This is a genomic window from Vitreimonas sp., assembly GCF_036392335.1.
Classification (GTDB): domain Bacteria; phylum Pseudomonadota; class Alphaproteobacteria; order Caulobacterales; family Aquidulcibacteraceae; genus Vitreimonas.
Window position 1 is genome coordinate 1 of the sequence record NZ_DASVYD010000073.1, and the last position, 20,431, is coordinate 20,431.

22 protein-coding genes and 1 pseudogene are annotated in these 20,431 nt (G+C 63.9%); 9 read left to right on the forward strand and 14 right to left on the reverse strand.

The genetic code is table 11. The features are described 5' to 3' along the window. The coding region (locus tag VF769_RS17325; protein ID WP_331009685.1) for a hypothetical protein at nucleotides 1-610 on the reverse strand (610 nt) is incomplete at its 3' end. Nucleotides 611-934: 324 nt separating this feature from the next. Next, nucleotides 935-2,026, reverse strand: a complete 1,092-nt coding sequence (locus VF769_RS17330) for a hypothetical protein (protein WP_331009686.1) — start codon at nucleotides 2,024-2,026, stop codon at nucleotides 935-937. A 158-nt stretch (nucleotides 2,027-2,184) separates the two neighbouring features. Between VF769_RS17330 and VF769_RS17335 the strand changes: the two genes are divergently transcribed. The 3 genes from VF769_RS17335 to VF769_RS17345 all read left to right on the forward strand — a co-directional run bounded on the left by VF769_RS17335 (nucleotide 2,185) and on the right by VF769_RS17345 (nucleotide 5,072). Then, the gene (locus tag VF769_RS17335; RefSeq protein WP_331009687.1) at nucleotides 2,185-2,976 is read left to right on the forward strand and encodes a tryptophan 2,3-dioxygenase; all 792 of its coding nucleotides are present in this window, start codon (nucleotides 2,185-2,187) and stop codon (nucleotides 2,974-2,976) included. Beyond that, nucleotides 2,973-4,139 carry a hypothetical protein gene (locus tag VF769_RS17340; RefSeq protein ID WP_331009688.1) on the forward strand — a complete coding sequence of 389 codons (1,167 nt, stop codon included), beginning with the start codon at nucleotides 2,973-2,975 and terminating at the stop codon, nucleotides 4,137-4,139. Before VF769_RS17335 ends, VF769_RS17340 begins: the two co-directional genes overlap by 4 nt. An 87-nt stretch (nucleotides 4,140-4,226) precedes the next feature. Next, nucleotides 4,227-5,072, forward strand: coding sequence for an aspartyl protease family protein (locus tag VF769_RS17345; protein ID WP_331009689.1), 846 nt, complete (start codon nucleotides 4,227-4,229; stop codon nucleotides 5,070-5,072). 3 nt (nucleotides 5,073-5,075) lie between these two features. Here VF769_RS17345 and VF769_RS17350 read toward each other — a convergent pair whose 3' ends face one another. From VF769_RS17350 to VF769_RS17385, 8 genes are read right to left on the reverse strand one after another with little or no spacing between them, the layout of a single operon-like run. Beyond that, nucleotides 5,076-5,510: a DUF1489 domain-containing protein gene (locus VF769_RS17350; RefSeq protein WP_331009690.1), complete on the reverse strand. Its 435-nt coding sequence runs from the start codon at nucleotides 5,508-5,510 to the stop codon at nucleotides 5,076-5,078. Nucleotide 5,511: 1 nt separating this feature from the next. Further along, the gene (locus VF769_RS17355) at nucleotides 5,512-6,159 is read right to left on the reverse strand and encodes an FMN-binding negative transcriptional regulator (protein WP_331009691.1); all 648 of its coding nucleotides are present in this window, start codon (nucleotides 6,157-6,159) and stop codon (nucleotides 5,512-5,514) included. Then, the gene (locus tag VF769_RS17360) at nucleotides 6,159-7,091 is read right to left on the reverse strand and encodes a sterol desaturase family protein (protein WP_331009692.1); all 933 of its coding nucleotides are present in this window, start codon (nucleotides 7,089-7,091) and stop codon (nucleotides 6,159-6,161) included. The genes VF769_RS17355 and VF769_RS17360 overlap by 1 nt, the downstream gene beginning before the upstream one ends. 3 nt (nucleotides 7,092-7,094) lie before the next feature. Further along, nucleotides 7,095-7,502, reverse strand: coding sequence for a hypothetical protein (locus VF769_RS17365; protein WP_331009693.1), 408 nt, complete (start codon nucleotides 7,500-7,502; stop codon nucleotides 7,095-7,097). Nucleotide 7,503: 1 nt separating this feature from the next. Continuing rightward, nucleotides 7,504-8,742, reverse strand: a complete 1,239-nt coding sequence (locus VF769_RS17370; protein ID WP_331009694.1) for a DUF3667 domain-containing protein — start codon at nucleotides 8,740-8,742, stop codon at nucleotides 7,504-7,506. A 32-nt stretch (nucleotides 8,743-8,774) separates the two neighbouring features. Further along, a complete protein-coding gene (locus VF769_RS17375; RefSeq protein WP_331009695.1) occupies nucleotides 8,775-9,155 on the reverse strand; it encodes a hypothetical protein in 381 nt (126 codons plus the stop codon). After that, nucleotides 9,152-9,949 (reverse strand): enoyl-CoA hydratase-related protein, encoded by a 798-nt coding sequence (locus VF769_RS17380; RefSeq protein ID WP_331009696.1) that lies wholly within the window; start codon nucleotides 9,947-9,949, stop codon nucleotides 9,152-9,154. The genes VF769_RS17375 and VF769_RS17380 overlap by 4 nt, the downstream gene beginning before the upstream one ends. 4 nt (nucleotides 9,950-9,953) lie before the next feature. Beyond that, the gene (locus tag VF769_RS17385; RefSeq protein WP_331009697.1) at nucleotides 9,954-11,105 is read right to left on the reverse strand and encodes a toll/interleukin-1 receptor domain-containing protein; all 1,152 of its coding nucleotides are present in this window, start codon (nucleotides 11,103-11,105) and stop codon (nucleotides 9,954-9,956) included. Between the two features lie 113 nt (nucleotides 11,106-11,218). Between VF769_RS17385 and VF769_RS17390 the strand changes: the two genes are divergently transcribed. Genes VF769_RS17390 through VF769_RS17405 form a run of 4 tightly spaced genes read left to right on the forward strand, consistent with a single transcriptional unit; the run spans nucleotide 11,219 to nucleotide 14,732 of the window. Continuing rightward, nucleotides 11,219-13,015, forward strand: a complete 1,797-nt coding sequence (locus tag VF769_RS17390) for a patatin-like phospholipase family protein (protein ID WP_331009698.1) — start codon at nucleotides 11,219-11,221, stop codon at nucleotides 13,013-13,015. 57 nt (nucleotides 13,016-13,072) lie between these two features. Beyond that, nucleotides 13,073-13,633 (forward strand): hypothetical protein, encoded by a 561-nt coding sequence (locus VF769_RS17395; protein ID WP_331009699.1) that lies wholly within the window; start codon nucleotides 13,073-13,075, stop codon nucleotides 13,631-13,633. Then, nucleotides 13,630-14,154 (forward strand): hypothetical protein, encoded by a 525-nt coding sequence (locus tag VF769_RS17400; RefSeq protein WP_331009700.1) that lies wholly within the window; start codon nucleotides 13,630-13,632, stop codon nucleotides 14,152-14,154. The genes VF769_RS17395 and VF769_RS17400 overlap by 4 nt, the downstream gene beginning before the upstream one ends. Then, nucleotides 14,151-14,732 carry a hypothetical protein gene (locus VF769_RS17405; protein WP_331009701.1) on the forward strand — a complete coding sequence of 194 codons (582 nt, stop codon included), beginning with the start codon at nucleotides 14,151-14,153 and terminating at the stop codon, nucleotides 14,730-14,732. The genes VF769_RS17400 and VF769_RS17405 overlap by 4 nt, the downstream gene beginning before the upstream one ends. Nucleotides 14,733-15,060: 328 nt before the next feature. Here VF769_RS17405 and VF769_RS18485 read toward each other — a convergent pair. Both VF769_RS18485 and VF769_RS17415 read right to left on the reverse strand, forming a co-directional pair. Then, nucleotides 15,061-15,240 (reverse strand): annotated as a pseudogene (locus VF769_RS18485) (DUF3008 family protein); the annotation flags it as partial. Nucleotides 15,241-15,356: 116 nt separating this feature from the next. Continuing rightward, nucleotides 15,357-16,655 carry a lysozyme gene (locus tag VF769_RS17415; protein ID WP_331009703.1) on the reverse strand — a complete coding sequence of 433 codons (1,299 nt, stop codon included), beginning with the start codon at nucleotides 16,653-16,655 and terminating at the stop codon, nucleotides 15,357-15,359. A gap of 55 nt (nucleotides 16,656-16,710) precedes the next feature. Here VF769_RS17415 and VF769_RS17420 point away from each other — a divergent pair, with 55 nt between their 5' ends. Then, on the forward strand, nucleotides 16,711-17,673 hold the full coding sequence (locus VF769_RS17420) for a polysaccharide pyruvyl transferase family protein (RefSeq protein WP_331009704.1): 963 nt from the start codon (nucleotides 16,711-16,713) through the stop codon (nucleotides 17,671-17,673). Between the two features lie 18 nt (nucleotides 17,674-17,691). Then, the gene (locus tag VF769_RS17425; RefSeq protein ID WP_331009705.1) at nucleotides 17,692-18,321 is read left to right on the forward strand and encodes a glutathione S-transferase family protein; all 630 of its coding nucleotides are present in this window, start codon (nucleotides 17,692-17,694) and stop codon (nucleotides 18,319-18,321) included. 29 nt (nucleotides 18,322-18,350) lie between these two features. On the opposite strand, the gene VF769_RS17430 is transcribed toward VF769_RS17425, so the two are convergent. After that, nucleotides 18,351-18,680 (reverse strand): hypothetical protein, encoded by a 330-nt coding sequence (locus VF769_RS17430; RefSeq protein ID WP_331009706.1) that lies wholly within the window; start codon nucleotides 18,678-18,680, stop codon nucleotides 18,351-18,353. Nucleotides 18,681-18,915: 235 nt separating this feature from the next. After that, a complete protein-coding gene (mgtE, locus tag VF769_RS17435; RefSeq protein ID WP_331009707.1) occupies nucleotides 18,916-20,310 on the reverse strand; it encodes a magnesium transporter in 1,395 nt (464 codons plus the stop codon). Nucleotides 20,311-20,431 lie beyond the last annotated feature (121 nt).

Here is a 20,431-nt window from a genome sequence, read left to right on the forward strand (position 1 = left end):
CGAGCCAGCAGAGTTTGCCGGCGTCGCCTTGGAGGCGGCCGTCGACATAAACCGAGCGCGGTTGGCGCTTCAGCGCGACTTTGGCGATGAAGCTCTTGCTGGCTTTGGCCAGTTTGCGCGCCAAGCGCTTGGCGTAGAGCAACGGCTTTTCGAACACGTGACCGAGCGCATGGATGCGGCGGATGAGGCGCTGCGGCTCGGGCAAGCGATTGGCGCGGCCTTGTTTGAGGCGCTCGATTTGCAGCCGGCGGCGTTCGAGTTCCTCGGCTTCGAAGCGCGAAGTCGGCGCGCCCAGCAGACGAATACGTGCGGGATGGGGTTTGGCGTGCGGCCAGAGGCGAAAGGCGTAGCGTTGGGCGCGCGCGGTCGCCGCAGTCTTCGCCTGCATCTGAAACTGGATCTTCTGCATTTGACGCACATGCAGCGGCACCGGCGGCGGCTTGGGCTCGGCCGGCGCGAGCGCCAGGGCTTCGAGGAAAATGAGTTTGCGCGCCAACGCTTCGAGCGCGTTCAGCCATTGCTTGGCGCCGATCATCGCGCGCAGCCGCGCGAACATGGTTCGGGTGCGGGTCCAGATATCGGCAAGGGGGAGTGTGAGCGCGTCGTCCATGCCGGCCAGTATCGAGTCGGGTGGGAGCGGTCGAATAGAATCGCTTGCGCGGAGCGCAAACTTCCGCTTTCGCGCGTGCAAAGCCTTTGGTGGTCTTGGACTTTCGAACGGGCCGGCTGGAAGCCGGCGGTCCGCAGCGGGGGATTGAGCCACGCGCAGCCCGCATGCGGGCATTTGAGACTGAGCAGCCACCCACTCCGTCTCGCGGGCGTAGCCCGCGAGCCACCTCGCCCCTCGAGGGCGAGGAGAATTGAGGAGGAATATCAAAACAAAAAAGGCCGCGACTTGCGTCGCGGCCCTCTCGTTTTGCGTTGTGCGACGCTGTTATGGCGTGGCTGGCGCTGGCGCGGGCGTTTCCGCCGGCGTTGCGGCCGGTGCGGGCGCAGCGCCCGGTTCGGTCGCGGCCGGCTCGGCGGCGGGCGCTTGCGCTGGCACGGCGGCCGGTTCGCTTGGCGGCGCGATACGCGTCAGGGCGCTGATGTCGCCTTGCACGACGTAATAGATCTCGCGATTGCGCGAGCCGCCGGCTTGCGTCGGATCATCATGATAGACTTCAAACGTCGTCCAATCGTCATCCGTCGTCGTCGGATCGTCCAAGTGGGCCGCCGCGAGCAGCGCGTCCATCGGATTGTAGACCTGCGCAAGCACGTCATCTTCCGTGCCGGTGTAGACGATGCGCAGCGCCTGACCGGCCGGAGTTTGACCGGCTGTGCCAACCGCGAGTACGCGCGGCGGACGGCCGGTGTAGGGATAGCCAATCTGGTAGCAATATTGATTGGCTTCGACGCGTGGCTCGACCGCAATCGGCTCGCCGGCGATTTGCAGGTTTTGGCGCTGCATGATCGGGCGCAGCGCGAGCAAGCTTTGCGCGACCACATCTTCCACCGCTTCCGCATCGGCGGGCGCGCAGTTTTGGATGTAGAAAAACGGACGCGCTTCCACGCTCACGACATTGTAGGCAAGGCCGACAAAGCTCGCCGTCGGCAGCGCGTTGAGATCGGTCTCAACCGCCGACGCCGCCGTGGCGATGAGCGGCGCAACTTCGCCGCCGGTGATCGCGTCAAAGCGATTGAGCGGATTGGCGCCGAGGTCTTGCTCAAGGCGCACCAGCACGGTGGAGCCCTCGCCATCCGGCGTGACGGTGTAGACAACGCGACCCGTTGCGCCATCCGCGAACGTCACAGGTGCTGTGACGACATCGCCTTCAACGCTGGCGGCTTCCGCGATCGTGACGCCTTCGGTCACAGTTGCGCCCACCGGCGTGGAGGCCAAGCGCGCGAGCACGGTCGGCGCCGGGCGATCGATTTGCAGAGTCTCAGTGCGGCTCGCCGTCTTCGGGCCGAGGAAATACGCAGCCGCGCCAATCCCCAGTACGACAACGAGAATGATTAGAAGTGTGCGTCCCACAGCGGCCATAGGCCTACCCTCCTTGGCTTCTGCCCTCGATGGGCGTTTCCCTAGCAGGTCGTTAACCGTCGCCAAACCGGAAATTTGCCCGGGCGCGTGCGGAGGCGACGCCTGCCGCCCTGCGCCAAATGGGCTAAGCTCGTGATTCAATGGAAGGAACACCGGCGATGCGCCAAGACATCACGTATGGCCAATATCTTGGCTTGAAGGAGCTGCTGGGCTGCCAACAGCCGCTGACGGGGGAACATGACGAACTCCTGTTCGTCATTCTCCACCAGACCATGGAATTGTGGATGAAACAGACGCTGCACGAGATTGATGCGGCGCAAGCTGAAATTCGCGCGGGCAATCTGGTGCCAGCGTACAAAAATCTTGCGCGCGTCTCGCGTATTCAAGCGGTGATGACGCAGACGTGGGACATTCTTTCAACCATGACGCCTGCGGACTATCTCAACTTCCGTGCGGCTCTGGGCACAAGCTCTGGTTTCCAATCGGCGCAATTCCGTACGTTAGAGTACCGACTGGGCATCAAGGACCCGATGTTCTTGCGTTTCCAGCCGGAGGGCAGCGACGAACGGCGCGCGATGGAAGACGCGTTCGCTGCGCCGACTTTGTATGACGACGTGTTGGCGCAGCTCGCGAAGGCGGGATTCGATATTCCGCGGAGTGCCTACGAGCGACCGGCGGGCACGCCGTATGCGGAGAGCGAAGCTGTCGAGGCGGCGTGGCTCGCCGTGTATCGCGATGTGGAGACGCATTGGCCCTTCTATCAGCTGGCGGAGAAGCTGATTGATTTGGACGATGCGCTTTTGGTGTGGCGTCACAAGCATGTGGTGACGGTGGAGCGCATTATTGGCCGTAAACGCGGTACGGGCGGCACCGACGGCGTGAGCTATCTGCAGCAAACGCTGACGCGGCGCGCGTTTCCGGAAATCTGGTCACTCAGGACGAAGCTATGAAGAGCTACAAGCACCTCTTCTCGCGCGCGTTGGCGGCGGCGCCGGACCGGCTGCACTTTGCGGCGCACTCGCACCATCTGTGGCCGGATGCGTCCTATGAAGGGCATCTGGCGGCGTGGGAGGACGCGGCGAGCCTGGCCGACAAGAAATGGGACAAGGTATTCGGCGAAGTGATGCCGCGCGCGCAGGCGAATATCGCCATGGAGCTGAAGCTGCCTGATCCACGCACAATTGCGTTCGCGCCGAACACGCATGAATTCATCGAGCGGATTTTCTCGGCGCGGAAGCCGGGTGCGCTGGATGTGCTGACGACGGACGGCGAGTTTCACTCGTTCCGACGACAAAGCGCGCGCTGGGTGGAAGAAGGCCGCGTGACGCTGCGCGTTGTGCCGTGCGAGCCATACGCGACGTTTACTGAGCGCTTCGTGGCGGCGATGCGCGAGAAAGCGCCGGACATCGCGTTCCTCTCGCATGTGATGTTCAAGAGCGGGCTGCGCTTTGACGGGATCGAAGAGATCGCCAGCTTTGCGACGCCGGGCGAGACTTGGGTCGTGCTCGATCTCTATCATTCGTTCATGGCGCTGCCGTGCGATTTCTCACTTGTGGCGGACCGCGTGTTTCTGCTGGGCGGCGGCTACAAATACGCCATGGCGGGCGAAGGTGCAGGTTTCCTGCACGCGCCGCACGGCTTCGCGCCCCGCCCCGCTTATACGGGCTGGTTTGCCGATTTCGGCGCTATCGAAGCGAAGCAGGGCGAGATCGGCTATTCGGCCGATGGCGGGCGCTTCCTGGGTGCGACGTATGATCCGACGGGACTTTATCGATTCAATGCGGTGCAGGAGATGTTGTTCGACGAAGAGCTCGACACGGTCGCAATATCAACGCGCTTGGGCACGTTGCGCAATTTGATGGAAGAAGCGATTGGCGCCGGCGAAGCTGGCGTGTTGCGCAAGGCGGAGCTGTTGCGGCCGAATGCGAGCGGACATCAGGCGCGGTTTTTGAGCTTGCGCCATCCGAACGCGACGGAATGGAAGGCCAAGCTGATGGCGGCGAACATCGTGACGGATGCGCGCGATGACGTGCTGCGGATTGGCTTTGGGCTTTATCACGACGTCGCGGACGTGACGGCGTTTTGCGCGGACGTGAAGAAGGTGTTGGGCTGATCGCACTTGGCTGAAGCACGCTTGCAATGGTCTGCAATAGTGCTGCAACACAGCTCGCGCATTTGCTCCAGACACAAGGAGCCATCCATGATTTCTCGCCGCAGTATCGCCCTTTCGCCTCTGGCGTTTCTCGTCCCGCACGCCGCATGGGCGACCGAGGGCGAGACCGCGCTTCCGCTGGATATGACGGGGCGGCGACCGCGTGTGATGGTCGCCATCCCCGGCGGCGAGACCGAGGCTTGGGTGGTCGACACCGGCGCCGGCGGCAGCGTGATCGATGTGGAACGCGCACGACGTTGGGGCTTGCCCCAACTTGAACCGATCGAAGTCGGCTCCCCTGCGGGCGGTACGCCCGTGCGGGGTTTTCGCACGACGATTGCCGGCGCGCGCGTCGGCGACACGACGCTGCCCGATTTCGACGCCGCCGCCATTCCGCAAATGATCCAGAACGCCGACCACGCCGGGGTCATTAGCCCGAACATTTTCAGCGGCCGGCTGGTGGTGTTTGAATTCGCGCGTTCGCTGATGCGGATCACCGATCGCGCCCATGCGCCAGGCGCTCAAAGCACCTCCTACACCAGCGAGCGTCCGTTGCCGGTGATGCCGGTCCGCGTCGGTGAGCAACGGTTCGATGCGCATATGGACACGGGCGCTCCGCATCTGATCTCGTTTCCATATGCGTTCGCCGCGTCGCTGCCGCTGGCGGGGCCGCCGGTGCAAACCGGAACAGTACGCTTCGTGGATGGCGCCCGCCCGCGCTACAGCGCGCAATTGCGTGGCGCAGTGCAGATTGGTCCGCTTACCTTGACCGATCCGGAGATCGCACTGATCGATGGCCTGCCGGTAGTGAATGTGGGCACGGCGGCGTTGCGGCAATTGACGGTGACGCTTGATCCAGAGCGGCGGGTCAGCTGGGCGACCCTGCCAGCCTGAGGCTCACCAGGCGCCGAGTTCCACGAGTTGCCGACGTAAATGCTCCGGCAGATCGGCGCCGCCTTGGGCTTCGCTGAGATCGGCGGGGGCGTCTTTGGGGTCGAGATAGCGCCAGCCTTGGAAGGCGCGGCGCGGTTGCGGCACGGTGCGCTGCAGATGCGCGTCGAGATAGAGGCCGCAGCGTTCGCCGTGATCGTCGGTGACGTCATCGATGGCGATAATGCGCTGACGCACGACGACAACGCCTTTGATCACCCAATAGAGTGAGCCGCCGGCCAACACCTCGTCGGCGCGCTTGGGCCACATGCGCGTGCCGCAGACGGGCGCGGTGATTTTGCGCTTCTCCTTCTTGGCGCGCTTGATCTGGCCGATCTGCCATTCGGCGAGATCCTCGACGCTATCGGCGCCGACGCAGAGTTTGACGATGTGGAGGGTCATCTCAATTGCCGCTCGGATCGTCGGAGACTGCGCGTTCTGCACGCATGAGGTCGCCAACTTCGCGCGCGAGTGGATCGGCGCTCGCTGACAAGCCTTTGGCGACGCCGTCGAAATCGGCCGCACTCTTGTTTTGCGAGAGTTTGCGTTTGGCTTCGATGCGATCGACGTGGAGCGTGACGCCGACGATACCGCGCAGTAGTGCGTCGATGTAGGGGCGCGGTGCGTCACCGACAGCCCAGGGTTGGGGGCGATCGTGCTCGAAGAAATCCGAGAGATCGCTGACGATTTCTTCCAGGCGCGCCGCATCGTCGAACCATTCGACGCGGCCGCTTAAGTGCACGGCTTCATAATTCCAAGTCGGCACGGTTTTGCCGTGCTCGGCTTTGGATGGGTAATAGCTGGGCGAGACGTAGGCTTCGGGGCCGTTGAGTACGAGCAGGCCCCGCCCCTCACCCAATTTCCAATGCGGATTGGCGCGGGCGATGTGGCCAGTGATCGTGCGCGCCTCGGCGTTCCAGAGCACGGGCAGATGCGTGGCGATAGGCGTGCCGTCGGCGTCGACACTCACCAGCACGCCGGCCCAGCGGCGCGCGAGGCGTTGGATCAGCGCATCCGCGTCGGCGGTCGCGAAATGCGCCGGGACGTACATTATTCAGCCGCGATCGCTGAGGGCTGTTGCTGCTGCCGCTCGGCCCAGGCTCGCTTGATGCTGGCGCTGGTTTTGCGCGAACCGTCCGGGCTCCAGCCGGGCGGGCCGAACGTGTAGCCGAGCACTTCGCGGAAGCTCTTGGCGTTCCTCACATCGCGGAACATGCCGATCCATTCGTGGAAGGCGACGCGGAGCGGATTGAAGGTGCCGAGCTGGCTGATGATGCCGTAATGAATCTGCTCTTTGTCGTCCTCCGCGACGAAGGTGCCGAACAGGCGATCCCAGATGATCAGCACGCCGGCGTAATTGGCATCGAGATATTTCGGATTGGTCGCGTGGTGGACGCGGTGATGCGAGGGCGTGTTCATTACCCATTCGAGCGGGCCCATTCGGCCGATCGTCTCGGTGTGAATCCAGAATTGATAGACAAGGCTGATGGCGGAGAACATCAGCACCATGAGCGGCGGGAAGCCGATATAGACGAGCGGCAGCCAGAAGATGAAGCTTAGGCCCAGCGTGCCGGTCCAGGTCTGACGCAGCGCCGTCGTGAGATTATAATGCTGCGACGAATGATGGATGATGTGGCTGGCCCAGAACCAGCGGCGCTCGTGCGCGATGCGGTGAAACCAATAATAGGCCAGGTCTTCCGCGAAGAAGCAGGCGACCATGACCGGGATGGTCCAGCCCAGATCGAACAGGCGGAATTGATAGACCCAATAATAGGCGGCGATGGCGAGGCCGCCGAACAGCACGCCGAAGACGCGATTGCCGAAACCCATGCTGAGGCTCGTGGCGGAATCGGCGAAATCGTAGCGACCCTTCTTGGTGAGCCTCACGACGATCATTTCAATGATGATCAGCAGCACGAAACCCGGCACCGCGTAGGTGATAATCGGTGGAATATCAAAGGGCGGATCAAGCGGGTTTGCCACAGCCTAATTTCCTCCGGACGCCAGCTCCGCGAGCCATGCGGGCTGATCTTTGAGACGCATATGTAGCGGCGGATAGCCGATATCGGCAAACGCGAGTTCCAGCCTGCCTGGACGCAGCTTGAGCCGGACCGCGCCCGGCGCAACGATGCGGATGCTGGTGTCGAGACCCATGACGCGCGCGATCATGAGCTTGCCATCCGTCAACCTGGCGAGGGCGCGCCGCTTGTCGGGCGCGATGACAAAATCTTGCACCCACGCCCCCTCCGCCGCGGCGAGGCGCTTCAGTTCGTCTTCATCCAGCCGCGCGGCGATCCGGAAGCCAAGGATCGCGGCGACCCCCACCATCAGCAGAATGACGGCGGCGGAGCCGATCAATTCGAGGACGACGGGGTCGGCGAGAATGTTTTCCACGTCAGTTCGCCAAGCCCAAGACGACGATGATGATGAGAAACAGCACGGCGATAATGGCCGCGAAGTTCAACATAATGAAGGTGCGCCATAGCGCGGAGAACCAGCCGAGCGCGTAAGCGCCCTTCAGGTGGAAAAATGTATGCACCGGGAGCGCTGCCATGATCAGCCAGCCCACTAGCCAACTCGTCCACGGATGCTGCGCCGTCATGATGATCGTGACGAACAAGATCGACGCAAACGAGAGCGCGTAAAGCGCGTAGACCATGTGATCGTAGAGCGTGACACCGCGCTTCCAGAGAAAGAGCAAGGCGATGAACGGCAACGACAGCGGCGCCAGTAGGAACGAAAATTTGTACGCCGCCTGCTGGATCTTGTAGAGCGCCAGATCGGGGTTCTCGAGCTTGTGACGGACCTTCTCGTTGAAGCTGTCCCAGCCGTCGATGACGACGAAATCCTCGCTCCGCGCGATATCGCGCGCACGCTCTTGCCAAGTCACATCGCCTGCGGCGCCCTCGCCCTGGGCGTCGCTCGACGCCGCATCGGCGGCCGGCGCCGCCGCTTCTTCGGTTGCGGCTGGCGCGGTCTGGGCCGCATCGGGCGCGGGCTCCTCAAGGACAATGGCCTGCGTCCGCGCCTGCTCGGTTTCGAGCCGCGCGACCTCTTCTTCAAGCCGTGCGATTTCGTTCTCGAGCACTGCGCCGACGCCGTTGGTGATGCCCGTCTCGAGCCCCCCTTCGGCCGCGGGCTGGGCGCGCAGCTCTGCGAGATTGGCGCGCGCTTCGGCCAATTCCTCGCGCGCCTGCGCCAAGCTCTCGGCGTTGGGGCGTTCGACCACATTCACCGGCACGCTTGACCCGCCTGGCGGGAAGAACGCGAACACGAAGAACATGAAGAAGATCGTGAACAGGAAGAGCGCGAGCGGCGAGATGTAGCGCGCGCGTTTGCCGTAGACGTAATTGCGCGTGAGCGTGCCAGGGCGAAAGATCACCATCGGCAGCGTGCGCCACGCCTTGGTGTCGAAGTGCAAGACGCCGTGGAGGAATTCCTCGACCACATGGGTGAGGCTGCGGTGCGGATGCGAGGCCTGCCCGCACTGCGCGCAGAACGGGCCCGTGATCTCAGCGCCGCAATTGAGGCACTTGCCGTCATGGGCGCCGCCATGCGGCTCGCGCCCCTCAATCGCACCCGCCGCCAGTCCCGCCGTCGCCAACGCGCCAGCCGCTTCTAGTTCCCCGCTCATGATTCAGAGTCTCCGCCGCCCGCTTCGCGCGATCAAGCCCGCGCGTCGCGTCGAGAGGGGCCATCCGCGCCGGTTTCGCCTTCAAGGCGCGGTAGGAAGCGCAATTCCGTGCGCGCCACAGCGGTCGGTACGCGTTTGGGAGCGGCGGCCGGCGGGCATTTCTTGGCGTCGGCGGTGATCGCCTGGAGCCCTTCCTCCTGCAGCGCCAACGCCGCCAGCCCTTCGGCCTCTTCAATCGTGTAGGCCCAGACAAACACCGCGGTGACGGCGGCGTCGAACTTGCGCGGCCATTTGCGCATGCCGCGATCAAGCTTGGCTTCCACGACAACGCGCCAGAACGGCATGCGCCCACGCACCAGATTTGCGCGGTGCATGAAGGCCCAGAACCGGCTCGCGCCGCGCTTCAACTTCACGAATTCCACTCCGGCTTACGCTTTTCAAGGAACGCCGCGAGGCCCTCCTTGCCTTCGTCCGATCCACGACGCGCGGCAATGCGGCGCGCGGTTTCCTTGGCGAGGTTATCGTCAATCTTATGACCCGCAACATAGCGCACCAGCGCTTTCGCGTCTTTGACGGCGCCCGGCGCCGCCGCGAGCGCAAGATCGGTGAGATGCAGCATCATTTGGTCGAGCCCCTCAGCATCCTCAACCGCGTATTGGACCAGGCCAATCTTCTCGGCGAACGCCGCGTCGAAGGCCTCGGCAGTGGCGAAGAGCGCCTTGGCCCAGCGCGGTCCGATCGCTTCCACGACATAGGGCGAGATCGTCGCCGGCGTGAGCCCAAGCTTCACTTCGCTGAAGGCGAACTTCGTGGACTTCACCGCCACGGCCACATCGCATGCGGCCACGAGCCCCGCCCCACCGCCCATGGCGGCGCCATGCACGAGCGCCACGGTGAGTTGTGGCAATTCATGCAAGTGCTGCAGCATGCGGGCAAGCGTGAGCGCATCGGTTTCGTTGCCCAGCTCCGTCAGTTCCGCGGCGCGCCGCATCCAGTCGATATCGGCGCCGGCGCAGAAGGTTTGCCCTGCCCCACGCAGGAAAACGACGCGAACGTGGTCGGCGCCCTTCAGCGTTTCGAACGTGTCGGCGAGCCCTGCGATCAGCAATTCATCGAACGCGTTGCGCTTGTCGGGACGGTTCAAAGTGACAACGGCCACGCCGTTGCGGGAGACATCGAGAAGAACGGAAGATGGATCAGTGGACATAAATCTATCCTAGCACGCGCACGAGCGCTTCGGGACGCTCGGCTTCGGGTGTCTCGAACAATTTGAGGGCCTGCACGCCGGCGAAGAAATACTCGAAATCCTCGGGTGGCTCGGCTTGTTCGATGAAGACGGGCACAAGTTTCTTGGCGTAACGATCTGCCAGATAAATCTCGCGCTTCACATGATCGCTCTCAAAAGCGGCTTTCGAGCACATCACCACCACGCCGCGGGCGGCGCGAATGGCCCGGACGATTTCGCCAGCCCAGCCGTCGCCGGCATTGACGCCGTTTTGGTCCAGCCAGAATTTTCGGCCAGCCTTGGCCGCGCCGTCGATGACGGGCAACACGTCGCTCTGGTTGGCGCGCGCGTAAGATACGAACACAGTGTCAGTCTGCGCGGGTGGCGGGGCGCTAGCCGGCGCTTCGACCTCGGACGCCTCGCTGGGGGCGGCGCGACGCTTGGAGAGCTTTGCGATGCTCGTCACGATGACGAGGAGCATCAGGACGACCGCGCCCACGAACACCCATTCCGTGGCGCCCTGCGGCAAACCGTTGCGCACGCCATAGGCGTCGACGCCCTGACGCAGTTCACGCAAGCCGCCGGGCGTTGGGCCGATGCGATTGGCAAGCCAGATCGCGCCACTGACCACAAGCGCCCAGACGCCTGGAACCAACAACGCAAGGCGCAGCCACCAATTCGGGCGCCCGTCGTCATCGAATTCCGTGCGGATCTTCGATTGCACGCGGCCAGCGACGCCGCCGCCCCTGCTCTCGGGCGGTTCAGGCAAAGAGGCGCGCACCTTTTCGCGGATCGCGTCGGCGACTTCGTTCCATTTGAACTCGCGCTGCGCTTCGAAGCTGGCGTCGATCGCCGGCAAATCGCGCAAGCCTACAGGCGCGATGCCGTTGTCGAGCTTCACCAGGATAAGGCGGCCATCGGCCCAGGCGTCGAGCGCCCGTTGCTCCAGACGTAGCCGCGCCGTGGCGAACAACAAGGCCTGGGAAACCAAAAGCACGAAGACATCGCTGGCCTGGATCGGCCGGAGAGCGACCTGGCCATCGTCCAGTTCGACGAACTGGCCGCGCCGCTCGATGACCTTCTCAAGCGCCTCCGCGGCGTCGCGGTCGGCCGGGGCGTGGGCGAGATAGACGGTCATGGGGCGGTCTTAGCAACGCCCGCCCGGCGGGGAAACCGCCGCCAGCGCCGGCGCCCACAGCCGCTCTCATTGCGCCTTAACAAACCCGGCCTATCCTGCCCCCAAGATACCCCATGAAGCCCAGCCTCGCCGAAATCCCCTTCCTGGCCGATGCGCCCGCCGACGTTCTGGCGGCCATGGACGCCGTGGCGGACTGGTTTTCGATCCCATCGGGCTGGGCGCTGATCAATGCCGGGGAGCCGCCGGAGGGGGTGTATTTCCTCCTTTCCGGGTCGCTGGCCGCGTTCAAGCCCACCGACAAGGGCGGCTACAGCCTGCTCGGCTACATCCGCCAGGGCGAGCCGATCGGTGAGATGGCGATGATCGCCCAGGAGCCGCATTCGGGCTCCGTGTTCGCGATGCGCGACAGCGAAATCCTACGCCTGCCGCCGACAGCCTTCGATCTCTTGGTGCATGCCCACCCGGCCATGATGGAGCGCATGGCCAAAATCATGCTGACACGGGCGCGCGCGACCAATCGCAACAATCCCCGCGCCGAACCGAAAGTCTACGCCTTCATCTCAACGTCGCCGACCATCGATCTCAAGCTGCGCGCCAAAACATTGCAGGCGGCGCTGAAGCGGCTGGGGGCGCGCGCGGCGATCGTGACGGAAGACGATTTCCGTCAATTGAGCGGCGAAGGCATGAACAGCGCTTGGTTCGATGCGCTGGAGCGCAAGAATGACGCGGTGTTCCTGCTGACGCCGATCGCCGACACGCCCTGGTTCCGCACCTGTCTGCGCCAGGCGGATCGGATTTGGTTCTTCGCACGCGCCGACGCGCGGCCCTCCGTTCCGCTGCTGCCTCCGGAGGACCCCTCGCCGGCGCGGCAATTCCGTTTGGTCGACGTGGTGCTGTTGCATCACGGCATGGATCGGGTCGCGGCGACGACGAACGAATGGCGCAATGCATGCGAGGCGTCGCGGCTGTTTCATTGGCGCGGCCTGGAAGATGAGGATGCGGCGCGTTTGGCGCGCATCATCGCGCGGCGCTCGATCGGGCTTGTGCTGAGCGGCGGCGGCGCGCGCGCGTACGCGCATATTGGCGTGGTGCGGGCGCTGCGCGAAGCGGGTTTGCCGTTCGATGTGGTCGGCGGCACCTCGATGGGCGCGATCGTGGCGGCGTGCGTGGCGATGGGTTGGGACAATGACGAAATCGAATTGCGCATCCGCAAGGCGTTCGTCGAGAGCAATCCGCTGGGCGATTATATGCTGCCGGTCGTCGGCCTGGTGCGCGGGCGGCGTGTGGAAGATCGGCTGCGCGAACATTTCGGCGAAGCGCTGATCGAGGATTTGGGCATTCCGTTCTTTGCGGTGTCGACCGATCTGGTTGCGGGCGACGTGCGCATCCATCGCGGCGGCTTGTTGCGCAAGGCGTTGCGCGCGTCGATTTCGCTGCCGGGGATTCTGCCGCCGGTGTTGGATGGCGACAAAGGCTTGCTGGTTGATGGCGCGGTGTTGAAGAACTTCCCGGTCGACGTGCTGCGCGATTTGCATCGCGGCCCGATTATTGGCGTAGACGTCGCGCGGCGCGACGGCATCGATCCGGAAGATTTTCGCGATCCGCCGGGCTTCTTTGGTTGGGTGGCCGCGCACGGGTTTCAATCAGCGCCGCCGATTGCGTCGTTGTTGATGCGCGCCGCGACCCTGGCGGTGGACCCTTGGGAAGGCCGCTCAGGCGCCGATCTGCTGATTGCGCCGGAAATGGGCGACATGGATATGCGCGATTGGAAGCGCTTCGACGAGATCGTCGCTGGCGGCTATGAGGCGGCGGTTGCCGCATTGCAGCGTCCGCACGGCTTGTTCCAATCGCCGTCGGAAGACCTAATCGGCGACCTGGCCGGCCATGCGCCGCTGGAGGCGGCGGAATAGGCTGACGTAAGGGGTCACGCTGGCTATGGTCGCGCCTTCGAATCTACGAGGGGCTCCATGCGCCGTCTTCTTCTTGGCCTTGCCGCATTGGCGCTGAGCGCGTGCGGGCAGCCCGCTTCCAACGGCGCGCAAGCGGCTTGTTCGCTTTCGGCGACGCATGAGGTGGCATGGACGAGCGCGGCGCCGGATGTGGTGACGGCAACCGCGTCTGGCCCCTCTTGTGCGCAGGCCGTCGTCCAATTGGTGGTGCGCAACGCCGCCGGCGATCCGCTGTGGGCGTTTGCATCGACCTATTACGACATGACCGCCGGCGGCATCCCGCCGGAAGGCGCAAGCCCGGTTTCGGCGGAACAAATGAATACGTTCCTCGCCGGCTGGGCCGATGTCAGCGAAATGCGTTCCGGAGAATTGCCGGAATGGCGCGAAGGCGTCGCGACACTCACGGAAGGTGCGACGACGTTTGCCTATGACACGCCGTTTGACCGCGACACCTACGAAATGCTGCGTGTGCGGAATTTGGCGATGATTTGCTACGCGGCGGCGGTGGAAGCCTCTCAATGTCTGATCGTCGATCCTGCCTCCCGCGCGCCCGCCATGATCGTGGCGTACGGCCCGTGATGCGCTTTCTTCTTGTCGCGTGCGCGTTGAGTGTCGCCGCCTGCATCCCGCGCGCTGAATCCGCGCGCTGCGATGTGAGCGCCACGTTCGAGGTCGCGTTCACGGCGCCGGATGCAGTGGACACAATCACGGCGGAGACGATCGGGCCGGCCTGCGACAAGGCGATCGGGCTCTATGTCATTCGGGATAGCGAGGGCGTTCCGCTGTGGTCGTGGAGCGCGCCGCTTATGCATCGCTTCGGCGACGTGTTCGAAGGCGAAGACACTGAGCACGTGCAGAATTTCGTCGATCGATGGGCGCAGGCGAGCCTCAGCTCAACGCAAAGCGCGCCCGCCTTCGACGCCTTGGCGCAAGGCGCGAGCACACTCGATCAACTCACATACGAGGACATACGCGCGCGAGACTTGCCGATGTTGTGCCATTATTCGGGCACAGGAACAGAAATTTGCATCTTCTGGGAACCAGCGGCCGGCGGCGCGGGCTTGCTGTTGGAACGGGATGCGGTCGAGGAGGCTCCATGATCAAGCGTGTTGGTATTGCGGTGGCGGCGTTGGCGATGGCGGCGTGTTCGCCGCCTCAGGCGCCGACCCAGACCGCCGAAGTGCCAGCGCAATTGCCGCCGCCGGTGACGGGCTGCAACGCGAGCGCCTCGCGCGATTGGTCAGCGGTAGGCAGTCAATATTACATCATCGAGGCCGAGCTGGAGGGCGAGGCTTGCGCGGACGCGGTGGCGACAATCCGCATCAAGGCGCGCGAAGGCGATACGGTGCTGCTGGAGCAAAGATATCCGATCGCGCAAGTGCCGCTGGCGTTCAATCCCAACAATGATCGCATCGGCATGAGCAGCGATCTCGAAGGCTGGATTCAAAACACGGCGGAAGTGCAGACCGCCGATTGGCTGCCGGCGTGGCCGTCGGGCGCGCAGCGTCCGCCAGGGTTCCAGCCGGCGGCGGGGATCACCCGACAGCGCTATGAAGGCGCGCGCGGCGCGCAAGGACCTCTGTTCTGCTATCCGGACGGCGGCGAGAGCAATGCATGTGTGGCGATGGCGGGAGATAACGCCACGTTGCTGGGCTCGCTGACGCCGGAGCGGCTCTAATTCACCATCGCGGTTGCGCGCGCGCCAAGCCAGCCTATCTTAGCTATTCCGGCGCTTCGCCGGGGTGTTTAGGAAAGGAGGTGATCCATGTCTCATTGTCACTCTGTAGGGGCATTGTCGCAGGCTTGGACCACCTTGAGCGCAAGCTCGATTGGGGGACGCGCCTAATCCTTGCCCCGCTCTAGGGACAGACAATGGACGGGCCGCATCGGTTTCGGTGCGGCCCGTTTTGCGTCTAGCGTGACGTAGCGCGCTTCTTCGCACGCGTCGCAGCGGCTTTCTTCGCGGCCTTCTTACGTGCGGCCTTCTTGGCTGGGATCGGACTGCCAGCGGCGTAATTGGGTTTGCCCTTGCGCTTGGTGGAGGCGAATTCGTCGAGCTGCTTTTCGCTCATCGACTCATACATCTGACGCGACGCCCCTTTGAGCGCGCTCTTCTTGGTTTCACCGCGTTTGGCGGCAAGGGCTGCGCCGGCGGCTTTTTGCTGGGCTTTCGATTTGGCGGGCATGGCGGTGTCCTTTGCGTGCCCCTCCTCCACAATGCGAGACATGCGCCAAGCGTTCCGAAAAGAAAATGGGGCGGGATTGCTCCCGCCCCGAGGCTCACCAGCGTAAACAGAAAGACCTAGGCTTCGATCGCCTGCGGCTTCGGCGCGCGCCAGATGGCGTAAGCGGCGAGCGATGTGGCGGCGAGGCCAGGGGTTGCGAGCGCGGCGGCGGCCGCGACGTCGACGAAATCGGCAGGACCGCTGAAGAGCATGGTGCTGGCGATGGCGATCAAACCAAGGCCGACGAGCAGCAAGGCGGCAAGCGCGAAGCTGTCAGCGGTGCGGGTGAGGTCTGGCCAGGCGAATTTGAAGCTGCGCGCGAAGCCGACTTGGCGGGCGACCGGCTTGGCGTGCGCGGTGACGATCTCCGCTTCATCGTCGGCGACATCTTCGACGATCACTTGGGTCAGCAGCAGCACATCGGCGGTGGCGGGTTCGGACATGAGAATCCTCGTGATGATTGCGCCATCGGCGGGCTTGGACTGGAGTGCGAGTTGGGCGTCGGCAAAGGCGATGGCTTGCGCCTGCGCGGCGGCTTCGGCCTCTGCTTTCGCACGCGCTTGCGCCAGGGCTTCCGCTTCGGCGCGGGCTTGCGCTTCGGCTTCTGCCTGCAGGGCGCGCAAAGCGTCGGCGGCGGCGGCAGCTTCGGCGGCGACACGAGTTTCGATGGCGTCGAGATCGATCACGGGCGGCGTAATGGCAATGTCGAGTTTTGGCGTTTCGGTGAATTCCACCGGCGCGCCGAGCACGGCGGCGGCATAATCCAATTGCGGCCGCAGCAGCGCCGACGGTGCGGCTTCGATCGGGAGTTCTTTCAGGAACAGCGCTTTCTCGGCGGCGCGACGGCGCACCAGCGCTTCGCTGACAACCAGATCGCCGTTCACGTCGGCCTTGCGCCAGGCTTCCATGGCGCATCCGGCGGCGAGGAAGGCGCCCTTGTTGACGCGACGCAGCACTTGGCTTTTGACGAAGGCGTCAGCGCCAATCGAGAAGGCGAACGACACGAGCGCGTCGAATTGGGATTGGGTGAGCGGCGTGGTGACGTGCTTGTTCACCATCTGAATGAACGGCACGAGATCGCGCGCCAGAAGATCGACGGCGTCGCCTTGGCTCACTTTGGCGCCGGGGTCGCGCTGGCGCACATGATTGTAGCCAACGACCCAGTTACCATCCGGCAAAGCCGCCGGATCGGCGTGGAAGCCTTCAAATTCCTGGATCAGCGCCAGGCCGGCGAGGGAAATCGAGCTATTCACGAGCTGGTCTTTCGCGTTTTCGTTGGCTGACGTGCCGTTCTGATGCGAACCGCCGCCAGCTTTCGCCAAAGACGCAAGCGCGGCGCCACGGGCGCACGCGCGCGGTGAATTTTCGTTAGCCATGTCGGGTGGGCGCACTTAGAAGACCGCACAACGCATGCGTTGGGGACTTTTGAGTATGACGCTTCGGCGAGCTTTAATCGTTGGCCATTTCTCGACCATCGGCGATGTGGAATGCCTAGAGGCCGTGCAGGAATGGTGCGCCGCCGCCGATCTGGTCTACGACGTCGCGCCCTATTCGAAATCGCTTCAGGCGCGGATCGCGGGCGCGATCGCGCCGGATACCGCGACGCCTGCGCGCTATTCGCATGTGATCATCGTGTGCGGGCCTTGTTACCCAGAATTGCTAGAGCGCAATGGCGTTCCGCTCGACCGTTTCGCGCATTGCCAGAAGATCGGCGTGAACCTGACGCTGACAAAGCCTCTGAGCGTTTGGAATCCCTTCGACCTGCTGATCGAGCGCGATTCCGATCGCGCGGCGCATCCGGATCTGACGTTTGCGCGCAAGGTTGAGCTCAAGCCCGTGGTGGGCCGTTGTTTGGTGAAACGGCAGCGCGAATATGGCGATCGACAGAAACTTGAATTGGCGGTGTCGCAGATCGACGGGCTGATTGCGCGTCACACCCTGCCCTATATCGACATCGCCACCGATTGGCCGGGCGCGAAGGATCGCGCCGTCGCCAATTCCACAGAGGCGTTGTCCTCCATCATTTCGCGCGTCGATGTGCTGCTGACCAACCGGCTGCATGGCTTGGTGTTTGCGCTGAAGAATGGCGTGCCGGCGCTGGCGATCGATGGCATTGACGGCGGCGACAAGCTTTCGGCGCAAGCGCGGGTGTTGGGTTGGCCGGTGTGTTTGCGCGCCGGCGAGGCGACCGAACAAGCGCTCGATGAAGCGCTGGCTTGGTGTTTGTCGGCGGAAGCCAAGGAGAAGGCGCGCGCCGTGAGCGCAACGGCGGCGGAAACGGCGCGCGGCATGCAGGCGCTGGTTATGCCAATCTTGGCGCAGCCGGCAAAGGGCGAAGCGCGCATTGAACCTGCTGGGCTTGGCGCGTTGTTACGGCGCTTGGTGCGGAATTAGCGAAGGAGCGACGACGAGATGAAGCTCTATCATTGCTATGACGCGCGTTCGCTTCGTCCACTATGGGCGCTGGAAGAAATGGGATTGGCGTACGAGGCGATCCTACTGCCCTTCCCGCCGCGCGTGCGGGCGAAGGACTATCTTGCGGAAAATCCGTTGGGTACGATTCCGCTCCTAGTCGATGGCGCTGCGCGGATGACGGAATCGTCCGGCATTTGTTTTTATCTGACGCAGAAATACGGGCCGACGCCGCTGGCGCTCACGCCGGACGAGACGGATTATGCGGCATTCGTGAATTGGCTGTTCTTCAGCGATGCGACGCTGACATTTCCGCAGACCTTAGTGCTGCGCTATCGCTTCTTCGAGACGCCGGAGCGACGCAATGAGCAAGTCGCCAGCGATTACGAGACGTGGTTCTTCGCGCGTTTGCGCGCCGTTGAAGCAGCGCTGGCCGATGGGCGCGAGTGGCTCTGCGCTGGGCGATTTACCATCGCGGATATTTGCATTGGCTATGCGCTGCATCTGGCGGATTCAGGCGCGCGGATTGGACATGGACTGAGCGCGAACGTGCGCGCGTATTTGGAGCGTTGCCGGGCAAGGCCGGCGTTCCAGCGCGCACGTGAGGTGGGTGCGCCGGTGGGGCAGTGAGATGTTGGGTGTTCGCCGATAGGCGGACACTAGCCCATCAAACTAAGAACCTTGGAAGCCAGTTCACGAGCAGTTGCCCAATTCGAAGAATGGTACAACGCGTCCTCGGTCCATTCCGCCGCATTGTTCGCACCGCTGAACGCTACGAGGTGGGCATCAAGGGCGCGAACCGCTTCGTATGCTTCAGAGGAAAGTTCGCCAGACTCAACAAGATTCAAGGCCGCTGCAGCGAAGGCATCAAAGTCTAGGGCGAGTTCGTCAGGGCCGACGCGCGCTTTGCGTAACATGGCTTCTTGCTCGTCGGCGGGCGCCGCCAAATCCTCCACCGTCCGCTTGAGATTGTCGTAAAGGTCGCTCATTCGACCACCATAGCACCGACCGTACAGGTCCGCTTTGGGCCGAACGCGCAGGTTTGTCGGATAAGCTCCGTCATCCCGGCCGTAGCGAAGCGGAGAGCCGGGACCCAGAGGCGTCAAAGTGCTGTGCATCGGCCCTGGGTCCCGGATCGCGCTCCGCGCGTCCGGGATGACGGTGGTGTTTGTGCTTGTGGGATCGGAGTCCGCTCCGGGCTGGGAGCGCAAATGGAAATATCGACTAGCCCCCCAACAGCACAATCGTCGCCAATCCCAGGAACGCCATGAAGCCGATGATGTCGGTGACGAAGGTGACGAAGACGCTGGAGGAGACGGCGGGGTCGGCGCCGATGCGGCGGAGTGTGAGCGGGACCAGAATGCCGGCAAGGCCCGCGCAGGCGAAATTGATCAGCACGGCAAGGCCGATCACGAGCGCGAGCAAGCCATTCTGGAACCAGAGGGCGACGACGCCGGCCAGCACGATCGAGAAGATCAGACCGTTGGAGACGGCTGTCATGGCTTCGCGCAGCACGTAGCGTGGCGCGCTGCTTTCGGTGAGATCGCGCGAGGCGATGGCGCGCACGGCGACGGCGAGCGCTTGCGTGCCGGCATTGCCGCCCATCGAGGCGACGATCGGCATGAGAATAGCGAGCGCCACCAGCTCATTGATCGAGCCCTGGAATTGACTGATGACGCTGGAGGCGACGATCGCGGTGGCCAGATTGACCAAAAGCCAGGGCGCGCGGGCGCGCACGGATTTGAACACGCTGTCGGTCTGCGCGGCTTCGCTGACGCCGGCGAGCTTGAGCAAGTCTTCCTCGCCCTCTTCGCTGATGACGTCGACGATATCGTCCACGGTCACCATGCCGGTGATGCGGCCCGCTTCATCGACCACCGGGGCGGAGGCCATGTGATATTTTTGGAAGGTCTGAGCCACTTCTTCCTGATCCATTTCCGGACGGATCAGAATGAGCGGGGCGCGCATGATTTCCGTCAGCGGGGTGTCGCGACGGGCGCGGATCAAGGTTGAGACGCGCACGGCGCCGATGGGACGCATGGCCGCGTCGACGATGTAGATCTCGAAGAATTCGTCGGGCAGCTCCGCAGATTCCGCGCGCAGGCGATCGATCACGCCGCCAACCGTGTCGCCTTCGGGCGCAGCGACGTATTCGCGCTGCATGAGACGGCCGGCCGTCTCTTCATCGAACGAGAGCGCCTCTTCGACGGCGAGACGGGTGTCTTCGTCGGCGGCGGCGAGCACTTCGCCGAGCTGGCGCTCGTCGATGTCGGCGGCGACGGCGGCGGCGTCGTCGGTGTCGAGTTGGCCGAGCGCCTGGCCGACATAATCGGCCGGTAATTCGGGCAGGATTTCCTCGCGCCGCTCCCAGGAGAGTTCGGGCAGGAATTCCGCCGGCAGGTCGCGGCCGATCATCTTGGCGATGGTGCGCGCCGTCTCCAGCGGCACGTGCTCGATCACGTCGGCGAGGTCGGCGACATCGAGACCGGCCACCAGCCGGCGCAGCAAAGGCGCGTCGTGGTCGCCGGCCGCGCCGATGACACGGACGATGAAGCTTGCATCTTCGGAGGGCGCGCGCCGCACGGTTTCCGCGGCCGCCGTTTCGTTCTCGGTGCTCATCGGCCGTCGCTTCGCGCTGGAGGGTGGGCGTGTGGCCTCCCCCAAACGCCGCGTCGCGCCGAAGGTCAACCCATGGCGGCTGGTTTTTTGCGGTAGCGATGTAGGCTCAGGGCGCCTGCCT

Excerpts from the sequence above, each read along its gene's own strand:
- VF769_RS17420 (WP_331009704.1), top strand. The coding sequence starts at position 16,711 with ATGACGCTTCGGCGAGCTTTAATCGTTGGCCATTTCTCGACCATCGGC.
- VF769_RS17335 (WP_331009687.1), top strand. The coding sequence starts at position 2,185 with ATGCGCCAAGACATCACGTATGGCCAATATCTTGGCTTGAAGGAGCTG.
- VF769_RS17330 (WP_331009686.1), bottom strand. The coding sequence starts at position 2,026 with ATGGCCGCTGTGGGACGCACACTTCTAATCATTCTCGTTGTCGTACTG.
- VF769_RS17370 (WP_331009694.1), bottom strand. The coding sequence starts at position 8,742 with ATGAGCGGGGAACTAGAAGCGGCTGGCGCGTTGGCGACGGCGGGACTG.
- VF769_RS17415 (WP_331009703.1), bottom strand. The coding sequence starts at position 16,655 with ATGGCTAACGAAAATTCACCGCGCGCGTGCGCCCGTGGCGCCGCGCTT.
- VF769_RS17355 (WP_331009691.1), bottom strand. The coding sequence starts at position 6,159 with ATGTACGTCCCGGCGCATTTCGCGACCGCCGACGCGGATGCGCTGATC.
- VF769_RS17430 (WP_331009706.1), bottom strand. The coding sequence starts at position 18,680 with ATGAGCGACCTTTACGACAATCTCAAGCGGACGGTGGAGGATTTGGCG.
- VF769_RS17405 (WP_331009701.1), top strand. The coding sequence starts at position 14,151 with ATGATCAAGCGTGTTGGTATTGCGGTGGCGGCGTTGGCGATGGCGGCG.
- mgtE (WP_331009707.1), bottom strand. The coding sequence starts at position 20,310 with ATGAGCACCGAGAACGAAACGGCGGCCGCGGAAACCGTGCGGCGCGCG.
- VF769_RS17425 (WP_331009705.1), top strand. The coding sequence starts at position 17,692 with ATGAAGCTCTATCATTGCTATGACGCGCGTTCGCTTCGTCCACTATGG.
- VF769_RS17390 (WP_331009698.1), top strand. The coding sequence starts at position 11,219 with ATGAAGCCCAGCCTCGCCGAAATCCCCTTCCTGGCCGATGCGCCCGCC.
- VF769_RS17395 (WP_331009699.1), top strand. The coding sequence starts at position 13,073 with ATGCGCCGTCTTCTTCTTGGCCTTGCCGCATTGGCGCTGAGCGCGTGC.
- VF769_RS17385 (WP_331009697.1), bottom strand. The coding sequence starts at position 11,105 with ATGACCGTCTATCTCGCCCACGCCCCGGCCGACCGCGACGCCGCGGAG.
- VF769_RS17345 (WP_331009689.1), top strand. The coding sequence starts at position 4,227 with ATGATTTCTCGCCGCAGTATCGCCCTTTCGCCTCTGGCGTTTCTCGTC.
- VF769_RS17340 (WP_331009688.1), top strand. The coding sequence starts at position 2,973 with ATGAAGAGCTACAAGCACCTCTTCTCGCGCGCGTTGGCGGCGGCGCCG.
- VF769_RS17350 (WP_331009690.1), bottom strand. The coding sequence starts at position 5,510 with ATGACCCTCCACATCGTCAAACTCTGCGTCGGCGCCGATAGCGTCGAG.
- VF769_RS17380 (WP_331009696.1), bottom strand. The coding sequence starts at position 9,949 with ATGTCCACTGATCCATCTTCCGTTCTTCTCGATGTCTCCCGCAACGGC.